General features: G+C 45.1%; 24 protein-coding genes and 1 pseudogene. 10 read left to right on the forward strand and 15 right to left on the reverse strand.

Annotation, left to right across the window (positions count from 1 at the left end; genetic code table 11):
• Window positions 1-4 precede the first annotated feature (4 nt).
• A complete protein-coding gene (locus MHI06_RS21900) occupies window positions 5-1,435 on the reverse strand; it encodes a glycoside hydrolase family 1 protein (protein WP_340402164.1) in 1,431 nt (476 codons plus the stop codon).
• 186 nt (window positions 1,436-1,621) lie between these two features.
• Complete coding sequence (locus tag MHI06_RS21905; RefSeq protein ID WP_264928341.1) at window positions 1,622-3,079, reverse strand: glycoside hydrolase family 1 protein; 1,458 nt, start codon at window positions 3,077-3,079, stop codon at window positions 1,622-1,624.
• 273 nt (window positions 3,080-3,352) lie between these two features.
• On the opposite strand from MHI06_RS21905, the gene MHI06_RS21910 reads away from it, so the two are divergent.
• Window positions 3,353-3,469 (forward strand): LuxR C-terminal-related transcriptional regulator, encoded by a 117-nt coding sequence (locus tag MHI06_RS21910; RefSeq protein ID WP_248278184.1) that lies wholly within the window; start codon window positions 3,353-3,355, stop codon window positions 3,467-3,469.
• 108 nt (window positions 3,470-3,577) lie between these two features.
• Window positions 3,578-4,357 (forward strand): hypothetical protein, encoded by a 780-nt coding sequence (locus MHI06_RS21915; protein WP_340399097.1) that lies wholly within the window; start codon window positions 3,578-3,580, stop codon window positions 4,355-4,357.
• Between the two features lie 108 nt (window positions 4,358-4,465).
• On the opposite strand, the gene MHI06_RS21920 is transcribed toward MHI06_RS21915, so the two are convergent.
• Entirely contained in the window at window positions 4,466-6,217 is a 1,752-nt protein-coding gene (locus MHI06_RS21920; protein ID WP_340399098.1) for an ABC transporter ATP-binding protein, read from the reverse strand.
• A gap of 129 nt (window positions 6,218-6,346) precedes the next feature.
• On the opposite strand from MHI06_RS21920, the gene MHI06_RS21925 reads away from it, so the two are divergent.
• From MHI06_RS21925 to MHI06_RS21935, 3 genes are all read left to right on the forward strand, one after another.
• Window positions 6,347-7,810 carry an ABC transporter permease gene (locus MHI06_RS21925; protein ID WP_340399099.1) on the forward strand — a complete coding sequence of 488 codons (1,464 nt, stop codon included), beginning with the start codon at window positions 6,347-6,349 and terminating at the stop codon, window positions 7,808-7,810.
• Between the two features lie 12 nt (window positions 7,811-7,822).
• Window positions 7,823-9,334 (forward strand): ABC transporter permease, encoded by a 1,512-nt coding sequence (locus MHI06_RS21930; protein WP_340399100.1) that lies wholly within the window; start codon window positions 7,823-7,825, stop codon window positions 9,332-9,334.
• A gap of 69 nt (window positions 9,335-9,403) precedes the next feature.
• Entirely contained in the window at window positions 9,404-11,224 is a 1,821-nt protein-coding gene (locus MHI06_RS21935; protein WP_340399101.1) for an ABC transporter substrate-binding protein, read from the forward strand.
• Between the two features lie 60 nt (window positions 11,225-11,284).
• Here the strand turns inward: MHI06_RS21935 and MHI06_RS21940 are convergent, their stop codons facing one another.
• From MHI06_RS21940 to MHI06_RS21950, 3 genes are all read right to left on the reverse strand, one after another.
• A complete protein-coding gene (locus tag MHI06_RS21940; RefSeq protein ID WP_340399102.1) occupies window positions 11,285-11,929 on the reverse strand; it encodes a sugar O-acetyltransferase in 645 nt (214 codons plus the stop codon).
• Between the two features lie 24 nt (window positions 11,930-11,953).
• Entirely contained in the window at window positions 11,954-12,961 is a 1,008-nt protein-coding gene (locus MHI06_RS21945) for an ROK family protein (protein ID WP_340399103.1), read from the reverse strand.
• A 528-nt stretch (window positions 12,962-13,489) separates the two neighbouring features.
• On the reverse strand, window positions 13,490-13,957 hold the full coding sequence (locus tag MHI06_RS21950) for a hypothetical protein (RefSeq protein WP_340399104.1): 468 nt from the start codon (window positions 13,955-13,957) through the stop codon (window positions 13,490-13,492).
• Window positions 13,958-14,164: 207 nt separating this feature from the next.
• On the opposite strand from MHI06_RS21950, the gene MHI06_RS21955 reads away from it, so the two are divergent.
• Window positions 14,165-14,365: a hypothetical protein gene (locus MHI06_RS21955; protein WP_264928397.1), complete on the forward strand. Its 201-nt coding sequence runs from the start codon at window positions 14,165-14,167 to the stop codon at window positions 14,363-14,365.
• Between the two features lie 267 nt (window positions 14,366-14,632).
• On the opposite strand, the gene MHI06_RS21960 is transcribed toward MHI06_RS21955, so the two are convergent.
• The 3 genes and pseudogenes from MHI06_RS21960 to MHI06_RS21970 all read right to left on the reverse strand — a co-directional run bounded on the left by MHI06_RS21960 (window position 14,633) and on the right by MHI06_RS21970 (window position 16,356).
• The gene (locus MHI06_RS21960; RefSeq protein ID WP_047843914.1) at window positions 14,633-15,091 is read right to left on the reverse strand and encodes a GNAT family N-acetyltransferase; all 459 of its coding nucleotides are present in this window, start codon (window positions 15,089-15,091) and stop codon (window positions 14,633-14,635) included.
• Window positions 15,092-15,155: 64 nt separating this feature from the next.
• A pseudogene (locus MHI06_RS21965) lies at window positions 15,156-15,370 on the reverse strand (hypothetical protein).
• 248 nt (window positions 15,371-15,618) lie between these two features.
• Window positions 15,619-16,356 (reverse strand): cyclase family protein, encoded by a 738-nt coding sequence (locus MHI06_RS21970; protein ID WP_340399105.1) that lies wholly within the window; start codon window positions 16,354-16,356, stop codon window positions 15,619-15,621.
• A gap of 234 nt (window positions 16,357-16,590) precedes the next feature.
• Between MHI06_RS21970 and MHI06_RS21975 the strand changes: the two genes are divergently transcribed.
• A complete protein-coding gene (locus MHI06_RS21975; RefSeq protein WP_340402165.1) occupies window positions 16,591-17,226 on the forward strand; it encodes a type 1 glutamine amidotransferase family protein in 636 nt (211 codons plus the stop codon).
• On the opposite strand, the gene MHI06_RS21980 is transcribed toward MHI06_RS21975, so the two are convergent.
• Window positions 17,210-18,136 (reverse strand): NADP-dependent oxidoreductase, encoded by a 927-nt coding sequence (locus tag MHI06_RS21980; RefSeq protein WP_340399106.1) that lies wholly within the window; start codon window positions 18,134-18,136, stop codon window positions 17,210-17,212. The genes MHI06_RS21975 and MHI06_RS21980 overlap by 17 nt on opposite strands.
• Window positions 18,137-18,331: 195 nt before the next feature.
• On the opposite strand from MHI06_RS21980, the gene MHI06_RS21985 reads away from it, so the two are divergent.
• Window positions 18,332-19,210, forward strand: coding sequence for a PhzF family phenazine biosynthesis protein (locus MHI06_RS21985; protein ID WP_340399107.1), 879 nt, complete (start codon window positions 18,332-18,334; stop codon window positions 19,208-19,210).
• A 62-nt stretch (window positions 19,211-19,272) separates the two neighbouring features.
• Here MHI06_RS21985 and MHI06_RS21990 read toward each other — a convergent pair whose 3' ends face one another.
• From MHI06_RS21990 to MHI06_RS22010, 5 genes are all read right to left on the reverse strand, one after another.
• Entirely contained in the window at window positions 19,273-20,223 is a 951-nt protein-coding gene (locus tag MHI06_RS21990; protein WP_340399108.1) for an alpha/beta hydrolase, read from the reverse strand.
• 108 nt (window positions 20,224-20,331) lie between these two features.
• Window positions 20,332-21,048 carry an expansin EXLX1 family cellulose-binding protein gene (locus MHI06_RS21995; protein ID WP_340399109.1) on the reverse strand — a complete coding sequence of 239 codons (717 nt, stop codon included), beginning with the start codon at window positions 21,046-21,048 and terminating at the stop codon, window positions 20,332-20,334.
• A gap of 335 nt (window positions 21,049-21,383) precedes the next feature.
• On the reverse strand, window positions 21,384-22,589 hold the full coding sequence (locus tag MHI06_RS22000) for a cation:proton antiporter (protein WP_145323658.1): 1,206 nt from the start codon (window positions 22,587-22,589) through the stop codon (window positions 21,384-21,386).
• Between the two features lie 3 nt (window positions 22,590-22,592).
• Window positions 22,593-23,102 carry a cation:proton antiporter regulatory subunit gene (locus MHI06_RS22005; RefSeq protein ID WP_340402166.1) on the reverse strand — a complete coding sequence of 170 codons (510 nt, stop codon included), beginning with the start codon at window positions 23,100-23,102 and terminating at the stop codon, window positions 22,593-22,595.
• Entirely contained in the window at window positions 23,089-23,562 is a 474-nt protein-coding gene (locus tag MHI06_RS22010; RefSeq protein ID WP_340399110.1) for a GreA/GreB family elongation factor, read from the reverse strand. The genes MHI06_RS22005 and MHI06_RS22010 overlap by 14 nt, the downstream gene beginning before the upstream one ends.
• Window positions 23,563-23,959: 397 nt before the next feature.
• On the opposite strand from MHI06_RS22010, the gene gdhA reads away from it, so the two are divergent.
• Together gdhA and MHI06_RS22020 are read left to right on the forward strand one after the other, a co-directional pair.
• Window positions 23,960-25,336: an NADP-specific glutamate dehydrogenase gene (gene gdhA, locus MHI06_RS22015; RefSeq protein ID WP_340402167.1), complete on the forward strand. Its 1,377-nt coding sequence runs from the start codon at window positions 23,960-23,962 to the stop codon at window positions 25,334-25,336.
• A 185-nt stretch (window positions 25,337-25,521) separates the two neighbouring features.
• Complete coding sequence (locus MHI06_RS22020; protein ID WP_100529198.1) at window positions 25,522-26,376, forward strand: pentapeptide repeat-containing protein; 855 nt, start codon at window positions 25,522-25,524, stop codon at window positions 26,374-26,376.
• Window positions 26,377-26,380 lie beyond the last annotated feature (4 nt).

A 26,380-nucleotide genomic window follows, 5' to 3' on the forward strand; every position in this document is an offset into this window, starting at 1 on the left:
GTATTTACTCGTTGTTGTTCTTAAGACTTGCGCCATTCGTACCAATAACTTCTTTGTACCAGTGGAATGATTTTTTCTTGTAACGATCCAGTGTTCCTGAACCATCATTGTTGCGGTCTACATAGATGAAGCCATAACGTTTCTTCATCTCTGCTGTTGAAGCACTTACCAGGTCAATACAGCCCCATGACGTATAACCCATCACTTCTACGCCATCCTCAAGAGCTTCGCCCACCTGTACCAGATGGTCATTCAAGTATTGAATACGGTAATCATCGTTCACCGTTTTATTGCCATTTTCGTCGGTAATCAGCTCATCCACTGCACCCAGACCATTTTCGACAATAAACAATGGTTTTTGATAACGGTCCCAGTATTTATTCAAGGTTACGCGCAGTCCTTGCGGATCGATCTGCCAGCCCCACTCACTCGCTTTGAGATAAGGGTTTTGTACACCTGCGAACAGGTTTCCTTTTCCTTCGATACGTTTCTCGGGATCACCTGTCTCACAGATACTTACATAGTAACTGAACGAGATAAAGTCTACGGTATGCTTCAGAATTTCAGCATCGCCATCTTCAAACTTAATATTGATATTATTTGCTTTGAAATAACGATTAATGTATTTCGGATAGTATCCACGTGCATGGATATCAGCAAAGATATCATTGCGCTGTTCAGCATGCATCGCTGCAACTACATCATCCGGATTCGGAGTCAATGGATACGTAGGCATGCTAAGTACCATACAGCCGATTTTGGCTTCAGGCATAATTTCATGTCCCAGTTTAACAGCCAGGGCACTAGCTACCAATTCATGATGGATCGCTTGGTACAGATCCTGCTTGGACAGTTCTGCTTTTGGCGTGTAGATTCCACCACTCATGAATGGCTCTTCCAGAATGGAGTTGATTTCGTTGAACGTCAGCCAGTATTTTACTTTGCCTTTGAAACGGTTGAAAAGAACTGTTACATAACGCTCGTAGAAATCGATCATTTTACGGTTAACCCAGCCATCATATGTTCTGGACAGATGCAGCGGAGTCTCATAGTGAGAAATTGTTACGAGTGGTTCAATGCCGTATTTTTTGCACTCATCGAACAGGTCATCATAGAATTGCAGACCTTTCTCATTTGGCTCCAATTCATCGCCTTTAGGGAAGATACGGGACCAAGCGATAGATGTACGGAATACTTTGAAGCCCATTTCAGCAAACAATTTAACATCCTCTTTGTAACGGTTGTAGAAATCGATACCGATCAGTTTCAGGTTATCTTCTGTAGGTGCTTCCGTTCTAGGCGTTGTAATCCCGTGTGGCATTACGTCTTGGACAGACAGGCCTTTGCCATCTGTATTATAAGCTCCTTCAAGTTGGTTGGCTGCTACAGCGCCGCCCCATAGGAAATCCTTCGGAAATGGTGTTGTCATGTCAATCATTCCTCTCTAATTAACGGTATTTTCATTCTTTGTCTAAATGTATTTCTCTATCCTTTGCTGACAGGAAAAAGCGGACAATCTCCAACTAAAAGGGCTATCAGGAATATTAGATTCCTTCCATGCCAACTTTCGCGTTAGGTTTTGCCCGCTTTTCATGCGGTAACAATCCTGGAAACGAGAGAACTACAGTTGCTCACCATTGCTGGAAATTACGTTTTTGTACCAGTCGAACGAATCTTTCTTGGAACGTTTGAGTGTTCCGTTACCTTCGTCATCCAGATCCACGTAGATGAAACCATAACGTTTGGACATTTCGGACGTAGACATACTCACAAGGTCAATCGGGCCCCATGCTGTGAATCCAATCAGATCCACACCATCTTTGATGGCTTCTTTCATTTGTTCAATGTGTTTTTTCAGGTAATCCACACGATAGGAGTCATGGATCGAACCGTCTTCTTCAACACGGTCATATGCACCCAGACCATTTTCTACGATGAACAATGGTTTCTGGTAACGATCCCAGAAGTTGTTCAAGGTTACGCGCAGACCGATCGGATCAATCTCCCAGCCCCAGTCGGACGCTTCCAGATAAGGGTTTTTCACGCCGCCAGTCAGGTTACCTGCTGTTTCTTCCTTGTCTGCGGATGCAGATTTGGTTACGGACATGTAGTAACTGAAGGAGATGAAATCAACGGTATTGTTCAGCAAGATCTCATCATCGCCTGCTTCTTTTTGAATAACGATGTCGTTTTCTTCAAAATAACGAGCCATGTAGTTCGGGTATTTACCACGAGCATGCATGTCCGTGAAGAACAGGTTAATCTGATTCTCGTGTTGAGCCAGACGAACATCTACCGGATTACATGTTGCCGCATAAGTTTCCATACGAGCAAGCATACAACCCACTTGGGAACCAGGCATAATCTCGTGAGCAAGCTTCGTTACCAATGCACTTGCTACAAATTGGTGATGCAGTGCTTGATAAGTGGTTTGCAGCTTGTTGTCCACTTTATCGATCAGAATGCCGCCGCCAGTGTACGGGCTGAACAGCATTACGTTAATTTCATTAAACGTCAGCCAGTATTTCACTTTATTTTTATAACGGTTGAACACCGTTTCTGCATATCGAACATAGTGCTGGATTACTTCACGGCCAGCCCAGCCGTTATATTTTTGCGTCAAGCCAAGCGGTGTCTCATAGTGAGACAATGTAACGAGCGGCTCGATGCCATATTTCAACAATTCGTCGAATACTTCATCGTAGAATTTCAAGCCTGCTTCATTCGGCTCTTGATCATAACCGTTCGGGAAAATACGTGCCCAGTGAATGGACAAACGGAATACTTTGAAGCCCATTTCAGCAAACAATGCAATATCTTCTCTAAAGTGATGGTAGAAATCGATACCAAAACGTTTCGGGAAACGTTCTTCGATTTTGCCGGAGAGGATCTCTTCAATTCGGGAAGAGGAAATTTCCATGGCATGTCCGCCTGTACGCTTCTCTTTTGGAACATGAGCGATCATGTCCGCTGTGGAGAGGCCTTTGCCGTCCTTATCGAATGCACCCTCCAATTGATTGGCAGCTGTAGCGCCGCCCCATAGGAAGTTTTCGGGGAATCCTTTTTTTGCCGTGGTCATGAACAACAACCTCTTTTCGAAATTTATTTTGGTTTTTCCAGGTAAAAAGCTGTAATTCAGAGCAGAAAACAAGAAAAACCTAAACTCAAGGTAAAATAGCACCAAAAAAGGGGCCTTCATTTCACCATCAGTTTAGGTTTTGCCTGTCTTCACAGTTACAATCCATCAAAAGATGTTATTGCATATTCTGTTGTGTTTGCTCTTGTAATGTAAGCGTAACATATCTATTTTGCAAAATCAACTTCACGATTAGTAGCGTCCATTGGCAGGACTTTGGTCCTCATCAAGGAATGCACCGTGAATCATCACAAAAAAGTGATTTTCAACAAATTAGGTGTGCAATCCAGCACAGAAGCTGTTTCAATTGCCAGCCGAATGTCTTATGTATAGAAGACCCCTATAGATTCCTATAGGTAGTATATGAGAACGTTTGTGCCACAATTTAGAAAGCAGGCAACATGTAGAGAGAGAAAAACACACACATTTCAGGAGGGTAATATGACAATTCCAAAAAAAGCTTCTTTATTCGCCATGCTCATCATGATTATGCTGGTTGCAGCCGCTTGCGGTGACAAAGCAGATAACACAGCCGCAACAGAAGAGCCTGCCCCGACAGAAACAACGACGGGTACTGATTCTGATACAGCGAATACAGAAGAAACAGAGAACACAGAACCAGCAAGCGAAGAGTCCAAGGAAACTGATAATTCCAAAGACGTTGAGCTGGGGACTACAGAAAAAGGTTCTTACACCAATGATTATTTTGGCGTATCGCTGAAATTCCCGGAAGCATGGGAGTTCCAGGATGCTGCAGGCATGAATGAGCTGACAAGTGCTTCATCCGAGGCGATTGCTGGTGATGATGAAACAAAGAAAAAACAAATTGAACTGTCTCAGACCAAAACATTGAATCTGCTTATGGCTTCAAAGTATCCATTAGATGCAGGCCAAGTTGGTCCTTCCGCAATTGCGGTTGCTGAGAAAGTAAGCTTGCTGCAAGGTATTCGTACAGGTAAAGACTACCTGGTAGCAACCAAAAAATTCATGGAAGATAGCCAGTTCCCTTACGATTACAAAGAAATGACAACGGAAACCATCGGTGGTAAAGAGATGGATCTCATGCAAATCACGATGGAAGCAGGTGACGGTACAACCGTTACTCAGGACTACTATAGTACGATTATTGAAGGGTATGCTTTCAACTTCATCTTCACTTACATGGATGATGAGACCAAAGCCGAGATTGATACCATCAAAAAATCGGTCCAATTCAAATAATTGCTTTCGATGACTGCTATTATACAAAACACATATAACACAACCCCGATAACGATCTATGGAGATCATCGTCGGGGTTCTTTTGTAGTTACAAAGCGCTATATTCCTTTAGCTAGATATGGCTACCCAGTGTCCTTCCGTGACTTCTACCCACTTGGAATGTTCGAGATTATAACGGTCTTCTACATCAATATTTTCTCTTGTTATTTCTTTTACAACATGTCTCTTTCTCTTCGCTTCTACCGCCGGATCAGGTACAGGAATAGCAGACAGCAACGCCTTGGTGTAGGCATGTTGCGGGTTGGAATAGAGTTCTTCACTCTCTGCCAGTTCAACAATTTTTCCGTTATACATCACAGCCACTCGATCACTGATATGTTTGACCATGGACAAGTCATGCGCGATGAATAGATACGTCAAGCCTAGTCGCTGCTGCAACTCTTCAAGCAGCTGTACGATCTGTGCTTGTATCGACACATCCAGTGCGGACAACGGTTCGTCACATACGATGAATTCCGGCTCCACAGCCAAAGCTCGCGCAATACCAATCCGCTGTCTCTGTCCACCCGAGAATTCATGCGGATAACGCTGCGCATGGGTAGGGTCGAGACCCACCATCTCCAGCAATTCCTCCACACGCTTCTCCCGCTGAGCGGCAGTGCCTGCAAGTTGATGAATATCAAGGGCTTCTCCAATGATATCCATAATTCTCATTTTGGGATTCAGAGATGCATAAGGGTCCTGGAAAATAATCTGCATATGTCTGCGCATTGTTTTCATCTCCGAAGCCGACAGACGATTAAGCGGAACTCCCTTAAACAGCACATCTCCACCCGTTGGCTCATGCAATCGCAGAATGGCACGGCCTGTAGTCGATTTTCCGCTACCAGATTCCCCTACAACGCCAAGCGTCTCTCCTTGACGAATATGAAAACTGATATCATTAACAGCCTTTAAGGTGTTACCTTTGCCCAGATTAAAATGTTGTCTGAGTGATTTCACCTCAAGCAACGGCTGATCATCCTCCAGATCTCTCGGGACCAATGATACCGGTTTTGGCTTTTTCTTCTGGTCCAGACGCGGTAATGCATTCAGCAGTCTGATGGTATACGGGTGTTTGGGATTAGCAAAAATCTCTGTCGTTGTCCCGGTTTCCACAATCTGTCCTTCCTTCATAACAACAACCCGATCGCACATGCCTGCCACTACGCCCAGATCATGCGTGATCAGAATAATCGATGTGCCCAGTTGGTCCTGCATATCTTTCATCAAATTCAGAATCTGAGCTTGAATCGTAACGTCCAGTGCGGTTGTCGGCTCATCGGCAATGAGCAATTCAGGACGGCAAGCGAGTGCGATACCAATCATGACCCGCTGACGCATGCCTCCGGAGAATTCGTGCGGATATTGGTTGTAGCGTATTTCGCTGCGAGTTATCCCCACCCGCTCCATCATGGCAATCGCCTGCTTTTTGGCTTCCCTTTTGGACACCTTCTGGTGTTTGATCAGACTCTCGGAGATCTGTTTACCTACTTTAATAGTCGGATTAAGGGAACTCATCGGGTCCTGAAAGATCATGCCAATATCACGCCCACGAATGCTCTCCATCTCTTTCTGCGTTTTATTGGCCAGGTCGACCCCTTTAAATAGAATCTCTCCATTTTTCATCTGCGAAGGCGGCGATGCAAGCAGCCTCATAATGGAGCGTGCTGTTACACTTTTTCCGCTGCCCGATTCTCCTACAATGCCCAGCGTCTCGCCTTTTCGTACTTCAAAACTCACTTCTCGCACTGCCTGAAACTCACTCTCTCCAGAGTGAAAAGAGACAGATAAATCATTAACTTTCAGTAAAGGTTCCATGCCATCACCAGCTCTCATCCATATTTCACATTTACTCATCTCATATGTATACCATTTAATTCCTTGACAATTGTTTAGACCCTAAATAATATATACTATATCAATCGGAATAATGCAATTTAAACCTGAATGAAAGGAGGCACGCTTGGTTTGAATCTTGCAAAAAGCAGCAGACTCTCGCGGTTGGTACACAATTCAAGTTTTATTTATGGCAAAATGCTGCTTCATCCTTCCTACCGATATGTTCTGTTCATTCTTGGATTACCGATCAATTTGGTCGTATTTCTAATTTGGCGTTCGAATCGAAAAAATGACGGCTGGGTAGCTGCCAGGCAGGCGGCTGAGCAAGAACTGCTCGCTTCTTCCTACAGGAACAAGCTTAAGTTGGAAGTGGAAGATCAGCTGCGTCGCAAACATCGTTTTTTCCAGCAGCAGGTCAGTGAGGTAGAATTCACACGTCAGACCGAGGAATGGTTGGAAGAAAGTGTTCAGACAGAGTTGAAGGAGCGGACGTCCCGCATACTTCTGGAACAAGGACATCAACGACTTACACTGGCCGATACGTTCCACACCCTTATCGACAAACCGTGGTTTTTCGCGATATCCATTATTCCAGGCTGTCTGATGTATAGCATTCTGTTTTTGTATGGCAATCCTTATCTAAAGTACATATTTGAAAGAATACTGATGACGGTATTCGTCATTCTGGGCGTAGCAACACTCGTATTTACGATTTTGTATCTGTCTCCGTTTAACCCGGCAGCTAACATTCTCGGAGAGACCGCAACGCAGGAACAGATTGCAGCATTCAATCAGGTGTATGGCTTGGATCAACCTTATCTTACACAGCTCTGGAACAATATTAAGGGAGTTGCTCTCTTCGATCTTGGCAAGTCTTTTGCGGGAAATGAAGATGTCACGGCTACGATCGCAAGGAAGTTTCCAATTACATTGACGCTGGCGGTCATCTCCCTGCTACTGGCACTTGTCATTGCATTGCCCATCGGTATCATCTCAGCGATTAAGCCTAATTCATGGTTCGATTATACGTTTATGTTTATCGCTCTGATTGGATTATCGATCCCGAATTTCTGGCAAGGACTTATTTTTATTCTGAACTTTTCGATCAAATTGCAGTGGCTTCCCGCCACCTTCAACCCGCAAAATTGGCTATCGATCATTATGCCAACCATTGTGCTGGGCACGGGACTCACGGCTGCGGTGGCTCGGATGACTCGATCTTCCACACTGGAAGTCATTCATGAAGATTATGTGATGACCGCCCGCGCCAAGGGGTTAAGCGAACGTCAGGTCATGCTGAAACACGCTGTACGCAATGCATTGATTCCAATCGTAACTGTGGTTGGACTTCAATTCGGTGCCATGCTGGGCGGGGCAGCAGTGACGGAGAAAGTGTTTAATATCAGCGGTCTCGGCAGCTATATTGTGGATAAGCAATTTATCCCCGATATTCCGAGTATCATGGGCGGAGTAATCTACACAGCAATTACGATCTCCATTATCAATGTAGCGGTTGATCTGCTGTACGCTTTTATTGATCCAAGAGTGCGTTCCAAGATGAAACAATATTAAAGCAGGTGTACTATGACGACAAAATCCTTAACACAAGAAATGCGTTTCCGGCTTAAGTCTTCTCGAGAATACAGTCAGGCAAGCTTTGCCTGGATCACGTCCCTTCTCTTGACTGCATTATTGCTGTTCAACAGTTATGACTGGAGCGGGCAGACGTTCAAACCATTTCTGCTAACGATACTTGGGATCTATGTATTCTTCACACTGGTCCAAAGTGTTATCACCTTTCGGATTCGAAAAGACTTGATCCGAACCGGTACGGTTTCTGCTTTGACTCTCAGGTTAGCCTGGGTTCAGCTACTTGCTATCATTTCAGGCAATATATTTATCGTAACGGCAGCCTTTCATCTGATTCGAAAATCCAGGAACGTGGAGTATACCTTTGCGGTGTACATGCTGTTAACCCAGCTGTTCGTGATCGGTGTATCCGCGTTAAATATCTTCAAACCTTATGTGGCTGACAACTTTCTGCCAGCCATGGCGGTGCTGATATTCATTCTGGTCATCGACCTGGTCGTACTGCTTATCGTATCCCGATACAATGCGACCTCTATCCTCCCTCGCTGGATGATCGGTGTCAGTGTAGTACTAATTCTTACCTCGATCACAGGTAATGTATTTGCGCTATTGCTCGGCATTTCCATTATCGGACGAATTCGCAGACAGGGGAAACAAAAATCAAACTTCTGGAACGATCTGTGGGAGCGCCTTGCTCCGAATATGACTGCCATGTCCGGTTTGTTTTTTATCATTTTTCTGTTCTCGATATCGATCTGCAGTTTCTTCACCTTTGACTACAGTATGGCTGTGGAAAATAACTACTCGGCTCTGCTTCAACCGCCTTCCCTTGCGTATCCATTGGGAACGGATGACTTCGGACGATGTTTATTTTCCCGGATTGTATTCGGTGCCCGGATCTCCTTGATCGTAGGTTGCATGTCGACCATCATTCCTGTGTTGATCGGCGGAGTCCTCGGAGCATTCTCCGGCTTCTACGGAAGGCATACGGATAACATCATCATGCGGCTGCTCGATATTCTCTATGCAATTCCGGGTATTCTGCTCGCCATTGCCATTATTGCGGCGTTCGGAGCCAATACGGTCAATCTCATTCTGGCGCTGAGTCTGGGTTCGATTCCAACGTATGCCCGTACCATGAGAGCCAGTGTACTCTATGTATCTACATTTGAATTTGTGGAAGCTGCACGTGCACTGGGGTACAACAATCGTACGATTATTTTCAAACACATTATTCCTAACTCGCTTGCGCCCATGATTATCAAATCCACACTCACGATCGGTGGAGCGGTTATCGCTACCAGCAGCTTGAGTTATCTGGGACTCGGTGTAGAGCCGCATATTCCGGAATGGGGTAACATTCTGAAGCTCGGCAGTACATACCTGGAGACCCACTCTTATCTGGCGATTTATCCAGGCTTGGCTATTATTCTACTGGTTCTTTCGTTTAACTTTCTCGGTGACGGCCTGCGTGATGCGCTTGATCCCAAGCTGGAGAAAGCATAAACGATTCGTTGAACGGATACAGAAAAAAGAATTCAAACATCACACATTCAAGATATGGAGGGTAATCCCATGAAAAAACGTACACTAATCTCATTGCTATTAATTCTCGTCATTGTGATTTCCGGCTGCAGTGTAAAAACGAAAACCGAATCCCAGGCGGAGACCGCACCAGCGGACACAACAGAAACTGCACAAAAACCGGCAGACATTGAACTGCTCGCCATGAGTTCTTCCGAAAATGATGTAAACATTGTCCGCGACCAGCTGACTAAAAATGGATTCAATGTAAAGCTGAACTTGCAGCCGGATTACGGTAGCTTCAAATCCCAGCAGGATGCAGGGAATTATGATATTGCCTTGTCCAGCTGGACAACGGTAACGGGAAATCCCGATTATGCGGTACGTTCCCTTTTCAAAACAGGTGGAGATTACAGTATCCTCGCCGATGGGGAACTTGATAAACTCATCGATCAGGCCGCTACTCAAACTCCAGATGAGTACAAAGACACGTACAAACAATTGGAAGATCGCTTGGTAACGGATCAGGCGTATATCGCACCTTTGTACATTTCCCTGAAAAGTCAGGCTGTGAACAAAGACATTCTGAATGTCGACACCGTTCGTCTCTCCAAATCCCGCGCCATGGCTTGGGAACCGATTGAGTTCAAGGACAGCTCCAAAAATGCCACAGACCCGTTGATTCTGACGCAAAGTGCATCCGTACTGACTTCCCTTGATCCCATCAAAGGAAACGACGGCTCCATCAACCAGTTGAACACCAATATGTATGTACGTCTCGTTAACTTGACAGATGACGATCAGCTGACAGCAGATGGATCACTGTCTCATAACTTCAGTATTGCTGAAGGAAATTCGGACTACTACTTCATCCTCAGAGACGATATCAACTTTGCTAAGATTGATAACAAAAAAGCTGTAGATACAGGAGAACGTGTCGGTGCAGATGATGTCATCTTCTCCCTGGATCGTGCTAAAAACAAAGATTCCGTTCCGGATCACCGGACGTACAGTTTGCATGAACACATCAAAGAAGCTGAGGTTGTAACGGATCTGAGTGCATTGCAATCTGTTAAACAATCCAGCGGTAATGGAACCATCCTGGAAGAATTGGAACAAGGCTTGGGCAGCAAAATTACAGAACTCGTGACTGACAAAACCAAAGCAGATAATAGTGCAGGGAAATATCAGGTCGTTAAACTAACAACAACTGAACCTTTCCCGCAAGTACTGAACTACCTGGCTCACCAATCTGCTGGGATCGTGTCCAAAAAACAGGTGGAGAGCATCAACACATATGATGTGGCTTCCTTTGACGTCAACAAAGATATTCCTTACGGTGACCAGAACACGGTGACTGAAGGCGCAGCATACAATAACACCCTTTACACGAGTGGCCCTTATATTTTGTCTTATAAAAATGATTATGAAGGTGTATTCTTGAAAAACCCGGCCTACCGTAAGGGTACGGAAGATGAGCCAAAAATCGCTCAGGTTAACGTCCGATTCATCTCGGATGCAGATAGCGCCCTCTCTGCTCTTCGCAGCAGCGAGATTCACTTATACTACGGTGTACCTGAAACCAAGTATGACATCATTGAAAATGACAGCAAGCTGAAACTGCAAAGTCTGCCAAGTAACGCTGTCTCCTATCTGTTGTTCAACACGGCCAATCGTGAAGTTGCCAAGAGCAGTGACTTGAGAAAAGCCGTGCTGTACTCCATCAATCAAGATGAGATTTTGAGTTTCTACAAGAACAACAAACTCAAAGCATACTCTACAGTAAGCCCGCTCGTTCAGACCGGGAATGAATTGAAAGCTGATCCTGCAAAAGTAAAAGAATTCTTGAGCAACTACAACGCTTCCAAGTAAACGTATAACAAAAAACGGCTGTCACCAGGATCATGTATTTGATCCTGATGGCAGCCGTTTTTATTCTTCCAGCACACGGCAATCGGCCAGAACATCGGGGTAATTTCGCATGCTGTCCGCTTCAGTAATTTTGCGAATAACTCTGCACGGTACGCCTGCCGCAAAAGAATGCGGTGGAATATCACGAGTCACCACACTACCTGCTCCGATCACACAGCCGTCTCCAATCGTTGCGCCTCCGCACACTGTGACGTTTGCCGAGATCCATACATCATTACCAATCGTGACAGGTTTGGCATAACATAGTGACTTCACATCACCGTTCTGGTCCACCATCTGTCTCCGCTCGCTGGCAATCATGGGATGAATGGGGGTAACAATCGTAACGTTGGGTCCAAAACTGGTATAGTCCCCGATCGTCACTTGAGCGTCATCTTGTATCGTCAGATTGTAATTACCGAAGAAGTGATGACCTATCCGGGTATGCACACCATAATGAAAGAAGATGGGGCCTTGCATGAATCCGCCTTCTCCAATCCCTCCCAGTAACTGTTGCAATATCTGATTCCTCTCCTCAGTCTGTTCTTCAAAGGTCTGGCTGTAACGCTGACTGAGATTATGTGCTCGCCTTTTGATGGCCTTTAATTCCGGATCACTTGGACTGAACAACACGCCCTTCATGATTCTCTCTTCTTCACGCATCATGAATCCTCCTCTACAAGGGTTAGCTTATAAGGCTTCTGATAGAATGCCTGACTTCAACGCCTGAAGCACCATTCCTCGTAACCCAGCATCGAAATCATGTTGGAACGAGTCCTGATGTACAATCTCGGGCAACGACGGCATGGGGTGATCCTTCCCGTACTGTTTCCACGCCAAATCCAGCTCTTCTCTCTCCACCCGTTCCTGATAAATGACAATCTGGTGCGGGGCAACGACGGCATTAATCGTTTGCAAGATGTGACATACGTTCACTACAAAATCATCTTTGCTCATGTCACGGTGCCAATCAGGTGAATAAGGAAGATACTTGATCTCACCAAACATCCCGTTTTTCCCACGGATCATCTGTCCATTCAACATCATGCCCATACCCGGCGGGTATCGGTTCGGAAAATAAATTCCTGCTACACTCTGTTGCTTCATATCCGCATGCTGTGCACAGTATCCGCTAATTGCTGCATTCACATCATTCTCCACGAGAACCTTCAGTTGGAACTCGCTCTCGATCTCCCGTATCAGATGTGAATGGATAAGCTCTTCATGACTGCTCACCGTGATGTCCCCATCCACGGCTTGCCCCGGAATACCGATACCGATCATATCAATGGAGGGATACTCCTTAATGAAACGTGCGATAAGTTGCAGCATATGCTGTTTATCAAAAGCAGGCAAGATGCTCTCTTCCTTCAACACAACCTTATTCTCCAGATTCATGACCGTTGCCGAAATCAACTCATGGCCTTTCATCTCTTTGATGTAAAGAACCAAAGCAAGCTTGAAGTTATAATTATATCGATATGCCTGAGCAGGACGACCGCCGTTAGAGGGAACCACTTTATCCTGGAACAACTCTCCGCCATCACATAATTCCTGAATCAGCGCATTAATGGTAACAACACTAAGATTGGTTAGTGAAGCTAATTGCGGTTTGGTCGCCGTTTCCATCTGCTGCATGACTTCACGCACATTATTCAAATTGATGTATTTCATCATTGTAGCGTTGGCTTTTTTCATAACCCTCTCGTTTCTACTCTGGTTCATTTGAGCCAAAGCAATGGTATGCATGTAATTTTACTCCATATCATAACATACTCCCTTACTCGAACACATGAGTTCCATCGTGCTGGCAAAGGATCGAAATCGGCAGAGCTGCCTTGTTCACTCAAACAAATCATCCATCGACTTCACAGGTTTCACTTCCATCGGTTGCTTTGACAAGGCCATACTTGCATAAGTACCTGCCCATATTATAACTGCCATAATAACGTAGACCATCCATGCTCACCTCCCTGTTTCATGCGGATTATGATTTTGCGATACTTATCACATGTGACTATTCTTATAGTTAATAAATATACTTTATAAAGTGTATTACGTAAGTATGCGAGCATGGTCCTTTTTTGTCAATATGATTTGTCAGAATCCTTTTCAGTTCAAGAAACTAGTGGGAAGTACGAAAACATGCATTATTTCGGTGCCAATAGTAAATAGCTGCTATCAGGATCATGTAGTTGATCCTGATAGCAGCCGTTTTGTATATCATTATAGAGCTGTTGTTTTCGAGTATTTCTGCTGTATGCCAGGCAATAAGGTCACAACCTGAATACCCACTCCCCATGCAAAATAGACCAAGTGAATGAGAGAGACATCCTGAATCCAGTACACCTGTGCCATAATCCAGATGATGAGAGCAAACCCCGTATACAAGGAAAAGGCCCAAGCCCAATAGCGGTCAGAATAGAGATTCAGTCTCTCACCCAGCCCCCAATGAATGTAGCGGAAGAGCGAGATAGCAATCATTATGGGCATCACGCCAAGTACCAGCAATAGGATGATCCCCGGGAACAAAAAACTGGCAAACGGGGAATTCCCCAACAAAGATGCGGGCAAATTCACCATACTTCCGGATGGGTCTATGATTAAAATGACGCCTCCAACAATCGCCCCAATCCCCAGCATTCCATGCATCAACATGAGTAACCACGATCTGCCTATACGCTGCTTCATCATGAATGGCTCCTTCCGTTCTCTCGTTTCTCAACCTCATATATGGAGGATTATGCTCAAACCCTCTAGTACCATTCTCACACATGCCGCGTATTGTTCCTGTGCTTCTTTTCACTAAATTGATCTCGAAAATCATTCGTAATGGAAAAACTTGATAAAAGAACGTACGTTCGGTATAATGAGATTATCCTGAATAAGCGAGAGGCAGATATGGACGACAAATTTATTAAGGAATTACGCGAGATTAGTCGGGATGACAGACGAAGATCGGAATTCATGATTCAAGGCTTGAAGGAAACACTGCAAGAACGCAAAGAAGAAGGCATGCTCAAGCGCTGGATACGGCGTAAGAAAACAGAGAAGAAAATCTCTCAAAGATTTAATCAAGATCCCTACTCGGATCAAAAGTAACAACATAAAAAGGAGGCGGAATACGCCTCCCTTGCTATTTACATATTTGAATTATTTAGACTTTGTTAGTTTTGTGACTTAACCAATAATTTTGCCAAAATACACATTAATGCTTCCCATAGGTCTAATCCTAGCTGGACTTGGTTCCTGATAAGCTAACTTACCTGTTGCCAGTTAGCTATATGATAAAAAGAGCAGCCTGCCAACCTGCAGTCTGCCCCGTGCTTTATGAACTAACGTTTCTCGTTAACTTATAAGTAAGGGTCTCTATAGCTCTTTTACCATCTTCACAACTTCAATTTCATAATTTAAATGCTTATAGAAATTTACGGCACGAAGGTTATTGTTAAAGACATTCAGTATAAGCTGTCGATAGCCTTTTTGCCTTGACCACTCTTCTGCTTTGGTCATGAGTCCCTTGCCGACCCCTTTTCCTTCTCCTTGTGGAGAAACCGCAATCGCCACAATATAGCCTTGTTCTATATCGTTCAATTTATCTTTATGCGGCTGTACTTCAAGGAAACCCAGTAGCTCTCCTGTTTCATCTTCCGCCACAAAAATCTCCGTACCAGGAGAAAGATTGTCTACTGATTCTTGGGCTAGGCTGAGCTGTGATTCTTCCATTTTGTCTGGATCACGCCAGCTCATCAGCTCAAAGTCCATAAATCGTAAAGCCAGACTTACAATGAAATCTTTATCGGACTCTTGAAAAGCTCTAATCTGCATACACTTACCCCTTATATATAATATAAATTATGGAATACCTGTTCTAATCTTAAAATTAATGCCGTTATTTCTCCCAAAGCTCGACCAGTCGACCTTCAGAAACTTCATTCAAAATAAACTTTCCAAATTCACTAATCTCTTTTTTCTTTGCAAGAAGTACACTAATCTGTTCAAGATGCTTCATAGTCTGGTTTAGATTATGTACTTGGAAATTTAACATCACTTGTTGTTCTGTTGGAAAATAACTGTCATTCTCGATAAAGACTGTACCTTTTTTATAACTTCAAGATTCTTAGTTCTCCAAAATACTCCTCCGAAACCTTATATCATCGTATCTAAGTCCTGTTTATCATCAAATTTTTAGCTATCCGATTACATTAAATATTCGAGGTTTAAATTAAAATACCTTTTTCAACTATTCTGCCCGTTAGTTGAAAGACAGCCGACTATTTAGCCGGCTGTCTGCTTGAGTATCATTCTGAGTTCTGTGCCGGATTTATCTATTTCAGCTTTTGATCTAGCTAGTTTTACGGCAAAATGGCAAAAGACCGGACTGGAAAACCAGAAGCTTTTTCCGCTTTGGGTACAATATTGAAAATAACAGCGCCCTTGGCCGGCACCTGATCCAGGTTTGTTAACAGCTCGACCTGGTATGTATCCTGAGCAAGTACATAATATTCTGCCAGAAGTGCTCCATTCTTCTGATAATCTACCGCTGAATCCGTGTCAAAGGTTTCGTGACCAATGGCTTGTACCTTTCTTTCCTCAAATAAAAACATGAGCGCACTAACCGACCATCCAGGTGCATGACTGTTGCCCTTATCATCCTTGTTATCAAATGCTTCATGGCTGGGCCAACGTTTGCTCCAGTCGGTATGTAAGGCTACGAAGCTTCCAGCCTCAATCACACCATGCTCTCTTTCAAATTCAAGAATGTGCTCCACATCCAGTGTGAAATCCGGATTGTTCTGCACTTCAGCGGACTGGTCAATGACCACAAGTGGCAATACAAGCTCCTTCAAACCTAATTCATCCAGATACCTGGTATTCCGAACGAAGTGAATCGGCGCATCGAGATGTGTCCCGTATTGACCCGGGAACTTGAAGCTCTGGGCAAAGAAACCTTGATTGTGATCAAACAATGTATCGAATTGTGCTGCTTCAAATGCTGAAAAATGTGGAGAGTCTGGTCCAAATGTATGGGTCAGATCCACCCACTTCTTTTCTTTTAACAACTGAATGGCTTGAATGAGTTCGTTGGACATCCTAATCACCTCATGCACAGAATGGAATAAATTTCTCCTATTATATCTTATTCCACTACAATTGGGGAGAAGTCCCTATATTGGTTGGCAGGGTTATGTCCCAATCTCACTTTTTCTATTGGCATATCTGTTAATTATCAAATTTATAAACTTCACTGACCGTAGTTGTCAGTGAAGTTAATTTATAATACAAGAGTAATCCATTCAATCATGAAAACAAAAGGAGCATGTATGATGCAAACGAAGAACGTATATCTATATGTATTTGATACGATGGCAGACTGGGAGGTAGGTTATTTAACTGCTGAACTTAACTCGGGAAGGTATTTCAGGAAAGGTATTGAGCCTTTACAGGTCATAACCGTAGGTGTAGATAAACATCCGGTAACTTCCATGGGGGGATTGAACATCCTTCCTCATATTTCTATTGATGAATGTACATTGAAAGGTGACGACGTCATCATTCTTCCAGGAGGAAACACCTGGATGGACACCATCCATGATCCCCTATTGAAAAAAGTTGCTACCTCTATAGAAGAGGGTACGGTTATTGCGGCGATTTGCGGTGCCACCGTTGGACTTGCAAAAATGGGGTTACTGGACTCCAGACAGCATACAAGCAATGATTTAGAATACCTGAAGATGATATGTCCTAACTATACTGGAGAAACATATTATGAAACGGAGCCTGCAGTAACCGATGGAAATCTAGTTACTGCATCTGGAATAGCTCCGTTAGAATTTACAATGCATGTGTTGAAGCTGTTGAATGTCTTTGCACCAGAAACATTACAGGCCTGGTACAATCTATATCAGACTCATCAGCCAACATACTTCTACGAGTTAATGAATTCTATTGCACCTGAATAACAAGTTTCCCTCGGGTATGATGGGTTTCACTCTTCTCATGTGCTTCCCTTACTCCCTGTTGAGTTAGCGGATACGTTCCATCAATAATCGATTTGAGCTTGCCTTCCGCAGCCAGTTCAGCCAACTGATCCAGTTGATCCCCTTTGGGCTCCATCATGAAGACGTTGGCCGTTACCCCGGCCTCTTTGGCAAGCTTCTCATCCGGTTGTTCCACCAAGGATACCAGATGGCCACCAGACTTCAACACCTTGAAGCTGTCGCGCTGAATATCGCCGCCCATCGTATCAAGGACAACATCATAACCGGAGAGAATCTCCGAGAAATCTTCTTTTTTATAATTGATAAAATGATCCACACCCAACGAACGAAGCAACGCTTCGTTTGATTCACTCGCCGTGGAAGCCACTTCAGCGCCGAGGGACTTGGCAATCTGAATGGCATACGTTCCCACACCACCTGCACCAGCATGAATGAGTACCTTCTGCCCTTTGCCTAAACGTCCGTGATCCACGAGGGCCTGCCATGCCGTCATCGCCGCCAGCGGGATCGCTGCTGCTTCCTCGAAACTCAGTTTCTCCGGTATACGGGCAATAATATCCGCATCGACAGCAACATATTCTGCATAGGTTCCGAATTGACGAGGACGCGCAAACACCCGATCACCTTCTCTGAACCTGATGACATTCGAGCCAACTTCAGCCACCGTGCCAGCAACATCGCCGCCCAAAATCAACGGAAAATTCTCCGCTGCCTCTTTCATATCGCCTTGTCTGATTTTGAAGTCCACCGGGTTTACCGACGTGGCATGCGTTCGAATTAGCACCTGATTCACTCCACACGCCGGCTTGGCTACTTCCTGTTCCTTCAATTGTTCCGCTCCACCAAATTCCTCAATCACAATTGCTTTCATTAGAGATCCCAGCCTTTCCATTGGATTATCGTTATGCTCTCTCCCTTCATTACCCTTTCCCGGCGATCACTTGACCTATTCATTCAAGAATTCAAAGAAGGTGGTGCTCACATTTCAGTTCAAGAACCATGATATAATGTCGATTATCGATTAGGTTTAACCTTTACCCAATAACTAAACAAGCGAGGTAACACGATGGAAGTAGAAGTCAGTACATTACATTCATTTTCGGACAAGGTTCTTGGCGGAAACCCCGCAGGCGTTGTTCTACAAGCAGCGCATTTATCTGATTCCCAGATGCAGGAGATTGCCAGACAAGTCGGTTTTTCAGAGACAGCATTTGTTATGCCGTCGGATCAGGCTGACTTCAAAGTACGTTACTTCACCCCAAGTGATGAAGTGGATCTATGTGGACATGCAACAATTGCTTTATTTTATCTAATGAAGACACAACAGCTCGTTGATGTTGGTACATACACATTGGAGACACTGGCGGGAATTCTTGAGGTTGTTATCGAAGTCAATGGAGAAGTCTATCTGTCTCAGACGCTGCCGGAGTTTGGGAAGATCGTGGATCGACAGCAGATTGCCGATTCGTTACGTATTTCTATGGCGGATCTGAATGCCGAACTACCTGTACAGATCGTATCTACCGGACTACCCGATATCCTGATAGCCGTTAAAGATACTGATGTTCTGACCAAAATCGACCCTGACTTCCAGCGTATCACTGAAATATGTAAGGCTCATCATGCCGTAGGTTATCATGTGTTTACACTCGAATCAGATGCTGAGGACGTTCTGGCAGAATGCCGTAATTTTGCACCGCTTTATGATATACCGGAAGAGAGCGCGACGGGCACATCCAATGGTGCAATGCTCTGTTATTTATCCCAGTACAACCAGCTTACAGATCCTCATCTTCACACGTACACGATCAGACAAGGGTATACCATGAACCGCCCCTCTGAGATCCGAGCCAGATTAACTTTGGACAATTCCAATGAAATCACACAGATTCAGGTTGGAGGTAGCGCAGTTCATATCAAAAATATCCTAATTCACCTCCCTTAGTGGGAGGTGTTTTCCATACTCACCATATAAAAACTATCTATACGAAGGAATTTCAAGGCTGGTCATCCTTGAATCTGTTGTAAAAATCGTAATACCGCCGCCTCCAATTGCTTCAGCCCTGGTTGCTCTATCGGGAAATGGCCTGAACCCTCCAAGATCACACATTCCTTGTCCACCACCAGACGATCAAAAAAAGATTGGCTGAACCGGATCGGTGTCATGGGGTCCAGTTCAGGGTGAACCAACAGGACCGGACACTGGCTGAACTGTTCCGGGCTTACCTCCGGTTTTTTATTAAGGAATGTCCTTAATAGTTCCAACGGAATACGTGTGGCTGCCGCTTGTGGATCATTCATAATAAGCCGGGTTAAGTCCTGGTTATTGGTAATCAGTTGCATCCGGGATACCTGCTTGACCGAAATACGTACATGATCTAGTAGAGCAGGAAACAGATCCATTATACGTTTTCCCACACGGCTCACCAGACGATTCGGCGCGAGCTGATCGCGCATTTCCGGATTACTGGTGTCTACAAATGTAGTTGCGATCAAACCCTTAACGCGCTTGCTGCGAGCACTCGTGTGATAGGCAAGCATGCCTCCGATGCTGCTTCCCAATACGACGATTGACTTGCCGTCTTTCTTATATTCCCTTTCAATGAGTGAAACAAGCAGCTCTATCCATAGTTCGTAGTTGATACGTGTACCAGACATTGCATAACTTAACCCATACGGCGGAAGATCTGGCGATACCACCTCGTATCCATGTCGCTGCAACATGCGGGCATACGGAGCGAGCAACCTGCCATTGCCTCCCGCACCGTGTATAAACAAAATTTTGATCGAAGACTCAGGCGCAGGTAATCGATCAATATGTAGATGAACCCCATTTGATTCCCACCATTCTTCTTCAGGAGCTGTATATTCATCCAGTCGGACTTCTTCCGGGAAAAAATCCTGATACTGCTTCCAATAGGGATGTGTTGTCCGATAGGAAGGCAAACTTTTCTTCATGCGGTATATTCTCCTCTTTTCGTATACCAAAAAAGCCGTACAATGTACGACTTTTCGTTATAAACCGTCTATGACCATACTTCTTTTTATAACACCTTCGTATATCTGTCAATCGGGAAACTGTACATTGCCCGGTACGATATACGCACTACCCGATCCATCATTAGGTAGAGCCGGGATCGTGTCATTTAATACCTGACCGCGAATATCGGTAATACGAACGTTCAGTTTTTCTTTGCCCAGTCCAGTTCCGAGGAAATGATTATAGTCTTGCTTTTCAAGATTGAGCCACGTACCATCCTTTTGTTTCACTTCAAACTTCAGCACCGGATACTTATGATTGCGGACCTGAATGGCTGCCCACCACTGACTGCTGCCTTCCTTGATCCGATAGGAGACGTTGCCTTGAATTGGAGCTTTGACCACTTTCCAGCTGATATTGATTTTGCCTGCCTTGGGGTCACCGATCAGGTTAAAAGCATTCGGCGAGAGATCCAGCGCTCCACTAGCACCCTCTGGATAGAGGTCTGTTACATAGACGGTTGTTTTGCCTTTAGGTCCCTGTACTTCAAGATAGGCCCCCGCCAATGCAGCTTTGACGCCATTATAATTGAGCTGGAACGGATTGAGTGCGGTAATCTTCATGTCCGCCGGGATGGGATCAAGCAACACCGCACCTCCCGAGTAGCCTGAGCCCGTATACGTCGCGTAACCCTGATATGTATCATTCCATGCAGCAGATGCAGGTAAAGCAAATAATACGAGACTGAGCAATAACCCTGTACCGGCCCATTTTAACCGTTGAAATCTACTTTTCTTGTTCATCAACTATTCCTCCTCGTCCATTCTCGTGTAAATAGTTAGTTCAACTACTAGATTTGAATATAGCATTATTTTACATAATAACTGTTTATTTTCAATCCATTTCTACCAAATCACATCCAAAGTCCTGCCTCAGGAATTGAACATTCACGACCACGCACAAGATATGGATACATACCATAAATTGGTGGAATGAGTATTATAACAAGGTTGTAATGGGTCGATTCCCAATAAAAAAACGCCACACCGTGGAGTGATTTCTCTCTCCAAAAGGTGTGACGCCCTATTAAACACTACGGTCAGAATTCCCGATCTGTCTAAGGACAGCCAGTGTTTGACTAACCCGTTTCCCTTCGTTTCATCCGCTTCCTTAGACGCTCATACTGAGCATAGATCCGCGGAGATTCTTTCGTCAGGATAGGTCCCAGCACAGCCAGAATTAACACATATAATACGGCAAACGATTGGATGGACGCCATCAGTCCTCCGGCCTTGCCGATGTTCGCCATGATAATGGAGAATTCGCCCCGGGAGACCAAGGTAAAGCCCACATTCAATGAGGCCTTTGGACTCATTCCAGCCAATCTGCCAGCAATCATGCCTGCACCATAGTTACTGGCGATCGTCAGAATAACAGCAATAATCGTCATGCCCACAGCTCCGCCAAGTGATGACGGCTCAATGGTCAGGCCAAAGCTGAAGAAGAAAATCGCACCAAAAAAATCTTTGAAAGGCATGATCTGATGCTCAATTCGACTGACGTGTCTTGATTCGCCCAGCACCAGTCCCATCATCAAAGCCCCGATTGCTTCGGCTACATGAAGTGTCTCCGAGAAACCTGCCACCAGGAAGAGCAGTGTCATGACAGTTAACAGAAACAACTCTGAAGACTTAATGTTCAGTGCCTTATCAATATATTTGATGCTTTTCCTGCCGATGATCAGGAAGAGCACGATGAACAGCAACGCAGACAGGGATACCAGCAGAACGCTCAAGAATGAAGTTGCCCCGCTGAGCACAAGTCCGGTCAGAATCGAGATATGAATCGCGATGAACAAATCATCAAACATGATCATACCCATGATAATCTCTGTCTCCGGGTTCGCTGTGCGTTTCAGATCTACGAGCACTTTAGCCACGATGGCTGTAGAAGAACTGGTCATAATCCCACAGACAACGAGTGTCTCCTGGAGCGGCAGATTCATGAACCAGCCCAGCAACAGTCCTGAGACAAAATTAAGGCCTACATAGAACATGCCCCCGGTCAGAATGGCTTTGCCAGACTTTAATAAACGGGAGACGGAGAATTCCAGACCCAGATAAAATAACAAAAACAAAATGCCAAGTCTGCCCATAAATTCAATAAAGGTCGAACTTTCGATAAAACGTAAATCCACAATCCCGATCTGTGGTGCATGTGGTCCTACAGCCATACCAATCAGTATATAGAAAGGAATGACCGAAAAACGTAATCGTGAAGATATCAGCCCCGTAAGTGTAATCAGCGCAACGGCAATTCCCACTTCGAATATGAGCATATCCATAGGCTAAGTCCGTCCATCAGTCAACAATTGTTTGAGCTGTTTGATCTGATTCCGTTCACCGGCGACCACAACTGTAGCTCCAGCGGTAAAAATGTAATCCGGACCGGGATTAAATTGCTTTTCCCTGTCCTTCGTCACAACAGCCAGAATAACGGCCCCCGTAGCCTGCCGAATATCCAGTTCCCCAATCGTCATGCCTATGCTTACCGCGTGAGGCTCAATTCGGAGCCATTCAATTAAAAGCCCTTCAAGCATCACTTCACGTTCATTCTGAAACTGAGGTTTGTAGGTCATACCACCAACGATAGCGGCAACCGCACGGGCTTCATCATCGTCCAAGGTAACCAGAGATACCATATCACCCAGCTCTTCAGGCGTATCCCCTGACTCCATATGGAACAGGTCACGTCGCTCGTCGTTATGAATCACAATGACCAGGTGCTCACCACTGCGGGTATGCAGCCAGTATTTACGTCCAATCCCGGGTAAATCCGTCTCTTTAAAGTGCATGATCTGCACCCCCTAAGGCCAACCCGTTCAGGGTTTCGCTCTTCAGCTCAATTCCCGTGATGCGTATCCTCATCGAGCCTGATGGCGTATGAACGGACCGTACTTCGCCCTTACTGCCAAGCAGTAATTGACTCCCTACCGGGGAGAGGAAGGAAATACGACCCTCATCCGGGTCCGTATCATCTGGCATGACAATCATGAACGAATCGGACGTATGAAAATCGATGTATTCAAAATCAATATGGCTACCGATCAATACAGCCGAGTCCAGATCTTCATCAGGACCGAGGAGCAGTTTTTCCACATAGTGCGTATACGCCAGCAGCTGTTTTTCCAACTGTATTCGCTCCGGATCACGCGCGTCGAAATAGGCGTCGAGAAATGTTCTTTTCTCTTCACCCAATGTAAATAGCTGGCTTACCAGCTTCTCTCTGCAATTTTGGCGGGAAGTCCTATGGTTCATAATAGATTTCACCCCCTATACAAGCCTTGTTCTCCATGTTGATTGGCATGTTTCTCTTCATCATCTTGTTTTCCTCCTTTGTATTGTTAAAAGCCCCCTGAATACGAGACCTTCTTACCATCTTACCAAAACTAATATATTAATCCAGTATATTCGGCTAACTTGCTGTTTTATTCTTATTAGTGGTCATATCTTCCATTTGATAACTTCATTCTTCACATCAGATGGTAGATCCATAGAACATTTTAATTACTGCATAAAAAACATTTTATGGATTTCCATCTCGTATTTTTATTTGCTTTCCTGTATATTTAACTACAAACTTTTATGCAATTTATGCAAATAAGCATCTACAGACTTTAACACAATAAAGGAGTGCATTGAAAAAGTGTCCACGATAACAAAAGAAACTACAGAGTCAGCTCAAGTTACTGCCGCAGAATATGTTCATTCCGTCTATGAGTCGGTTGTCGCGAGAAATCCGCACGAAGACGAGTTCCATCAGGCTGTCAAAGAAATCCTGGATTCCCTTATTCCTGTCATTGAAGCACATCCCAAATATAAGAACCATAGTCTGCTGGAACAGCTTGTCGAACCCGAACGTGTAATCACATTCCGTGTCCCATGGGTAGATGATCAGGGCAAAGTTCAGGTTAACCGTGGATTCCGGGTACAGTTCAACAGTGCCATTGGTCCGTACAAAGGCGGACTTCGCTTCCACCCTTCCGTATACTCGGGCATCATCAAGTTCCTCGGCTTCGAACAGATTTTCAAAAATGCGTTGACCGGACTGCCTATTGGTGGTGGTAAAGGTGGTTCTGACTTCGATCCCAAAGGAAAATCAGATCTGGAAGTGATGCGTTTCACGCAAAGCTTCATGACAGAGCTGTACAAATATATTGGTTCCGATACCGATGTACCCGCAGGTGACATTGGTGTAGGCGCAAGGGAAATCGGTTACATGTTCGGCCAATACAAACGTATCCATGGCGGGCATGAGGCAGGCGTTTTGACAGGTAAAGGTCTGCTGTACGGAGGAAGCTTGGCACGTAAAGAAGCGACTGGCTTCGGCTGTGTGTACTTCGTGAAGGAGATGCTGCAATCCAAAGGGCTCAGCTTCAAGGACAGCACAGTCGTTGTCTCTGGCTCAGGTAATGTATCCATCTATGCCATACAGAAGGCACAGGAGCTTGGAGCTACAGTCGTGGCGTGTAGTGACTCAGGTGGCTACATACACGATCCACAAGGCATCAACCTGGATACCGTGAAACGTCTGAAAGAGGTTGATCGTCTGCGCATCAGCGAATACGTTAAAGAACATCCGCATGCTACATTTACCGAAGGCTGTGAAGGCATCTGGTCTATTCCTTGTGATATTGCTCTTCCGTGTGCGACACAAAACGAGATCGATGAAGAAGCTGCGGCCCTTCTGGTCAAAGGTGGCGTAAAAGCCATTGGCGAAGGTGCGAATATGCCTTCCACCCTGGCTGCCATTGACGTCTTCCACGGTGCAGGCGTACTGTTCGGTCCAGCCAAAGCGGCGAATGCCGGCGGTGTAGCCGTGTCTGCTCTTGAAATGTCACAGAACAGCATGCGGTTGTCCTGGTCATTTGAAGAAGTAGACGCGAAGCTGCATGACATCATGAAGAACATCTACACCAGCTGTGTAGAAGCTGCTGAAGAATATGGCTGTGAAGGCAACCTCGTAGCCGGAGCGAACATCGCCGGTTTCCTTAAGGTAGCCGATTCCATGATTGCTCAAGGTGTAGTTTAATTTAAATACAGAATAGTATGGAGAAATTCCTGATAAAGAAAGGATTCTCCACGATAAAAGGGCGTTCCCATGTAATTTGGGAAACGTCCTTTTTCCTTATCATCAATTGATCTAATCCCAGGGCAATGGTAAAGTGGTACTGACGTAATTTCATCTATGTGTACTATTATAAGGAAGTGTTTACATTGTCTAACCAACCATTTGCCAGCACGGCGAGTCCGCATCTGAGCGCAGACTGCGAGCAATGTTTTGGCCTGTGCTGTGTTGCCTTGCCCTATGGCAAGTCATCGGACTTTGCTTTTGACAAGGCCAGCGGCACCCCCTGTCCCAATCTGCGCACGGACAATCGCTGCGGTATCCATACCCAGCTTCGGCAGAAAGGGTTCAAAGGTTGCACGGTATACGACTGTTTCGGAGCTGGACAGAAGCTGTCCCAAGTGACCTACGCGGGCAAAGATTGGCGTGATCATCCAGAGTCTGCAAACGAGATGTTCGATTGTCTGCCTGCCTTGCGACAACTTCACGAGTTGCTCAGTTATATGAAGGAAATGATGATGAGACCGGAAACGTCATCCCTTCACTCGGCATTTGGTGAGTTATATGAGGAGATTGAGCGCTTGAGCAATCTGGAGCCTGCGGCACTCCTCCGTCTGGACATCGCCAATTATCGGTCCAGTGTGAATCAACTCTTGGTCCAGGCAAGTGAGATGGTACGTGCGAATGTGCCACCCACCGCTCATGGACAAGGTAAGTCGAAGAAGAGTAAAAAACGTACCGGAAGTGACTTTTTTGGTGCCAATTTAAAAGGGGCTGACCTGCGGGGCGCAAGCTTCCGGGGGGCTTTAATGATCGCGGCCGACCTCCGAAATGCAGATACACGAAATGCGGATTGGATTGGCGCAGACTTGCGGGATACGGATCTGGGCGATGCAGACCTGAGAGGTGGCATCTTCCTGACGCAATCGCAGATTAATGCAGCCAAAGGTAATGTGAATACCAAGTTGCCGGATCATCTTAACATTCCCTCACACTGGGTGTAGGGTG

This window comes from Paenibacillus sp. FSL H8-0079, from assembly GCF_037991315.1.
Lineage (GTDB): Bacteria > Bacillota > Bacilli > Paenibacillales > Paenibacillaceae > Paenibacillus.

Bases quoted from the DNA above. Each gene is read 5' to 3' on its own strand.
- MHI06_RS21935 (WP_340399101.1), top strand. From the start codon at position 9,404: ATGAAAAAACGTACACTAATCTCATTGCTATTAATTCTCGTCATTGTG.
- MHI06_RS21985 (WP_340399107.1), top strand. From the start codon at position 18,332: ATGGAAGTAGAAGTCAGTACATTACATTCATTTTCGGACAAGGTTCTT.
- MHI06_RS21915 (WP_340399097.1), top strand. From the start codon at position 3,578: ATGACAATTCCAAAAAAAGCTTCTTTATTCGCCATGCTCATCATGATT.
- MHI06_RS21960 (WP_047843914.1), bottom strand. From the start codon at position 15,091: ATGCAGATTAGAGCTTTTCAAGAGTCCGATAAAGATTTCATTGTAAGT.
- MHI06_RS21920 (WP_340399098.1), bottom strand. From the start codon at position 6,217: ATGGAACCTTTACTGAAAGTTAATGATTTATCTGTCTCTTTTCACTCT.
- MHI06_RS22010 (WP_340399110.1), bottom strand. From the start codon at position 23,562: ATGAACCATAGGACTTCCCGCCAAAATTGCAGAGAGAAGCTGGTAAGC.
- MHI06_RS21995 (WP_340399109.1), bottom strand. From the start codon at position 21,048: ATGAACAAGAAAAGTAGATTTCAACGGTTAAAATGGGCCGGTACAGGG.
- MHI06_RS21980 (WP_340399106.1), bottom strand. From the start codon at position 18,136: ATGAAAGCAATTGTGATTGAGGAATTTGGTGGAGCGGAACAATTGAAG.
- MHI06_RS21950 (WP_340399104.1), bottom strand. From the start codon at position 13,957: ATGATGAAGCAGCGTATAGGCAGATCGTGGTTACTCATGTTGATGCAT.
- MHI06_RS21975 (WP_340402165.1), top strand. From the start codon at position 16,591: ATGCAAACGAAGAACGTATATCTATATGTATTTGATACGATGGCAGAC.
- MHI06_RS21945 (WP_340399103.1), bottom strand. From the start codon at position 12,961: ATGAAAAAAGCCAACGCTACAATGATGAAATACATCAATTTGAATAAT.
- MHI06_RS21955 (WP_264928397.1), top strand. From the start codon at position 14,165: ATGGACGACAAATTTATTAAGGAATTACGCGAGATTAGTCGGGATGAC.
- MHI06_RS21990 (WP_340399108.1), bottom strand. From the start codon at position 20,223: ATGAAGAAAAGTTTGCCTTCCTATCGGACAACACATCCCTATTGGAAG.
- MHI06_RS21940 (WP_340399102.1), bottom strand. From the start codon at position 11,929: ATGATGCGTGAAGAAGAGAGAATCATGAAGGGCGTGTTGTTCAGTCCA.
- MHI06_RS21905 (WP_264928341.1), bottom strand. From the start codon at position 3,079: ATGACCACGGCAAAAAAAGGATTCCCCGAAAACTTCCTATGGGGCGGC.
- MHI06_RS21930 (WP_340399100.1), top strand. From the start codon at position 7,823: ATGACGACAAAATCCTTAACACAAGAAATGCGTTTCCGGCTTAAGTCT.
- MHI06_RS21925 (WP_340399099.1), top strand. From the start codon at position 6,347: ATGAAAGGAGGCACGCTTGGTTTGAATCTTGCAAAAAGCAGCAGACTC.
- MHI06_RS21970 (WP_340399105.1), bottom strand. From the start codon at position 16,356: ATGTCCAACGAACTCATTCAAGCCATTCAGTTGTTAAAAGAAAAGAAG.
- MHI06_RS22000 (WP_145323658.1), bottom strand. From the start codon at position 22,589: ATGGATATGCTCATATTCGAAGTGGGAATTGCCGTTGCGCTGATTACA.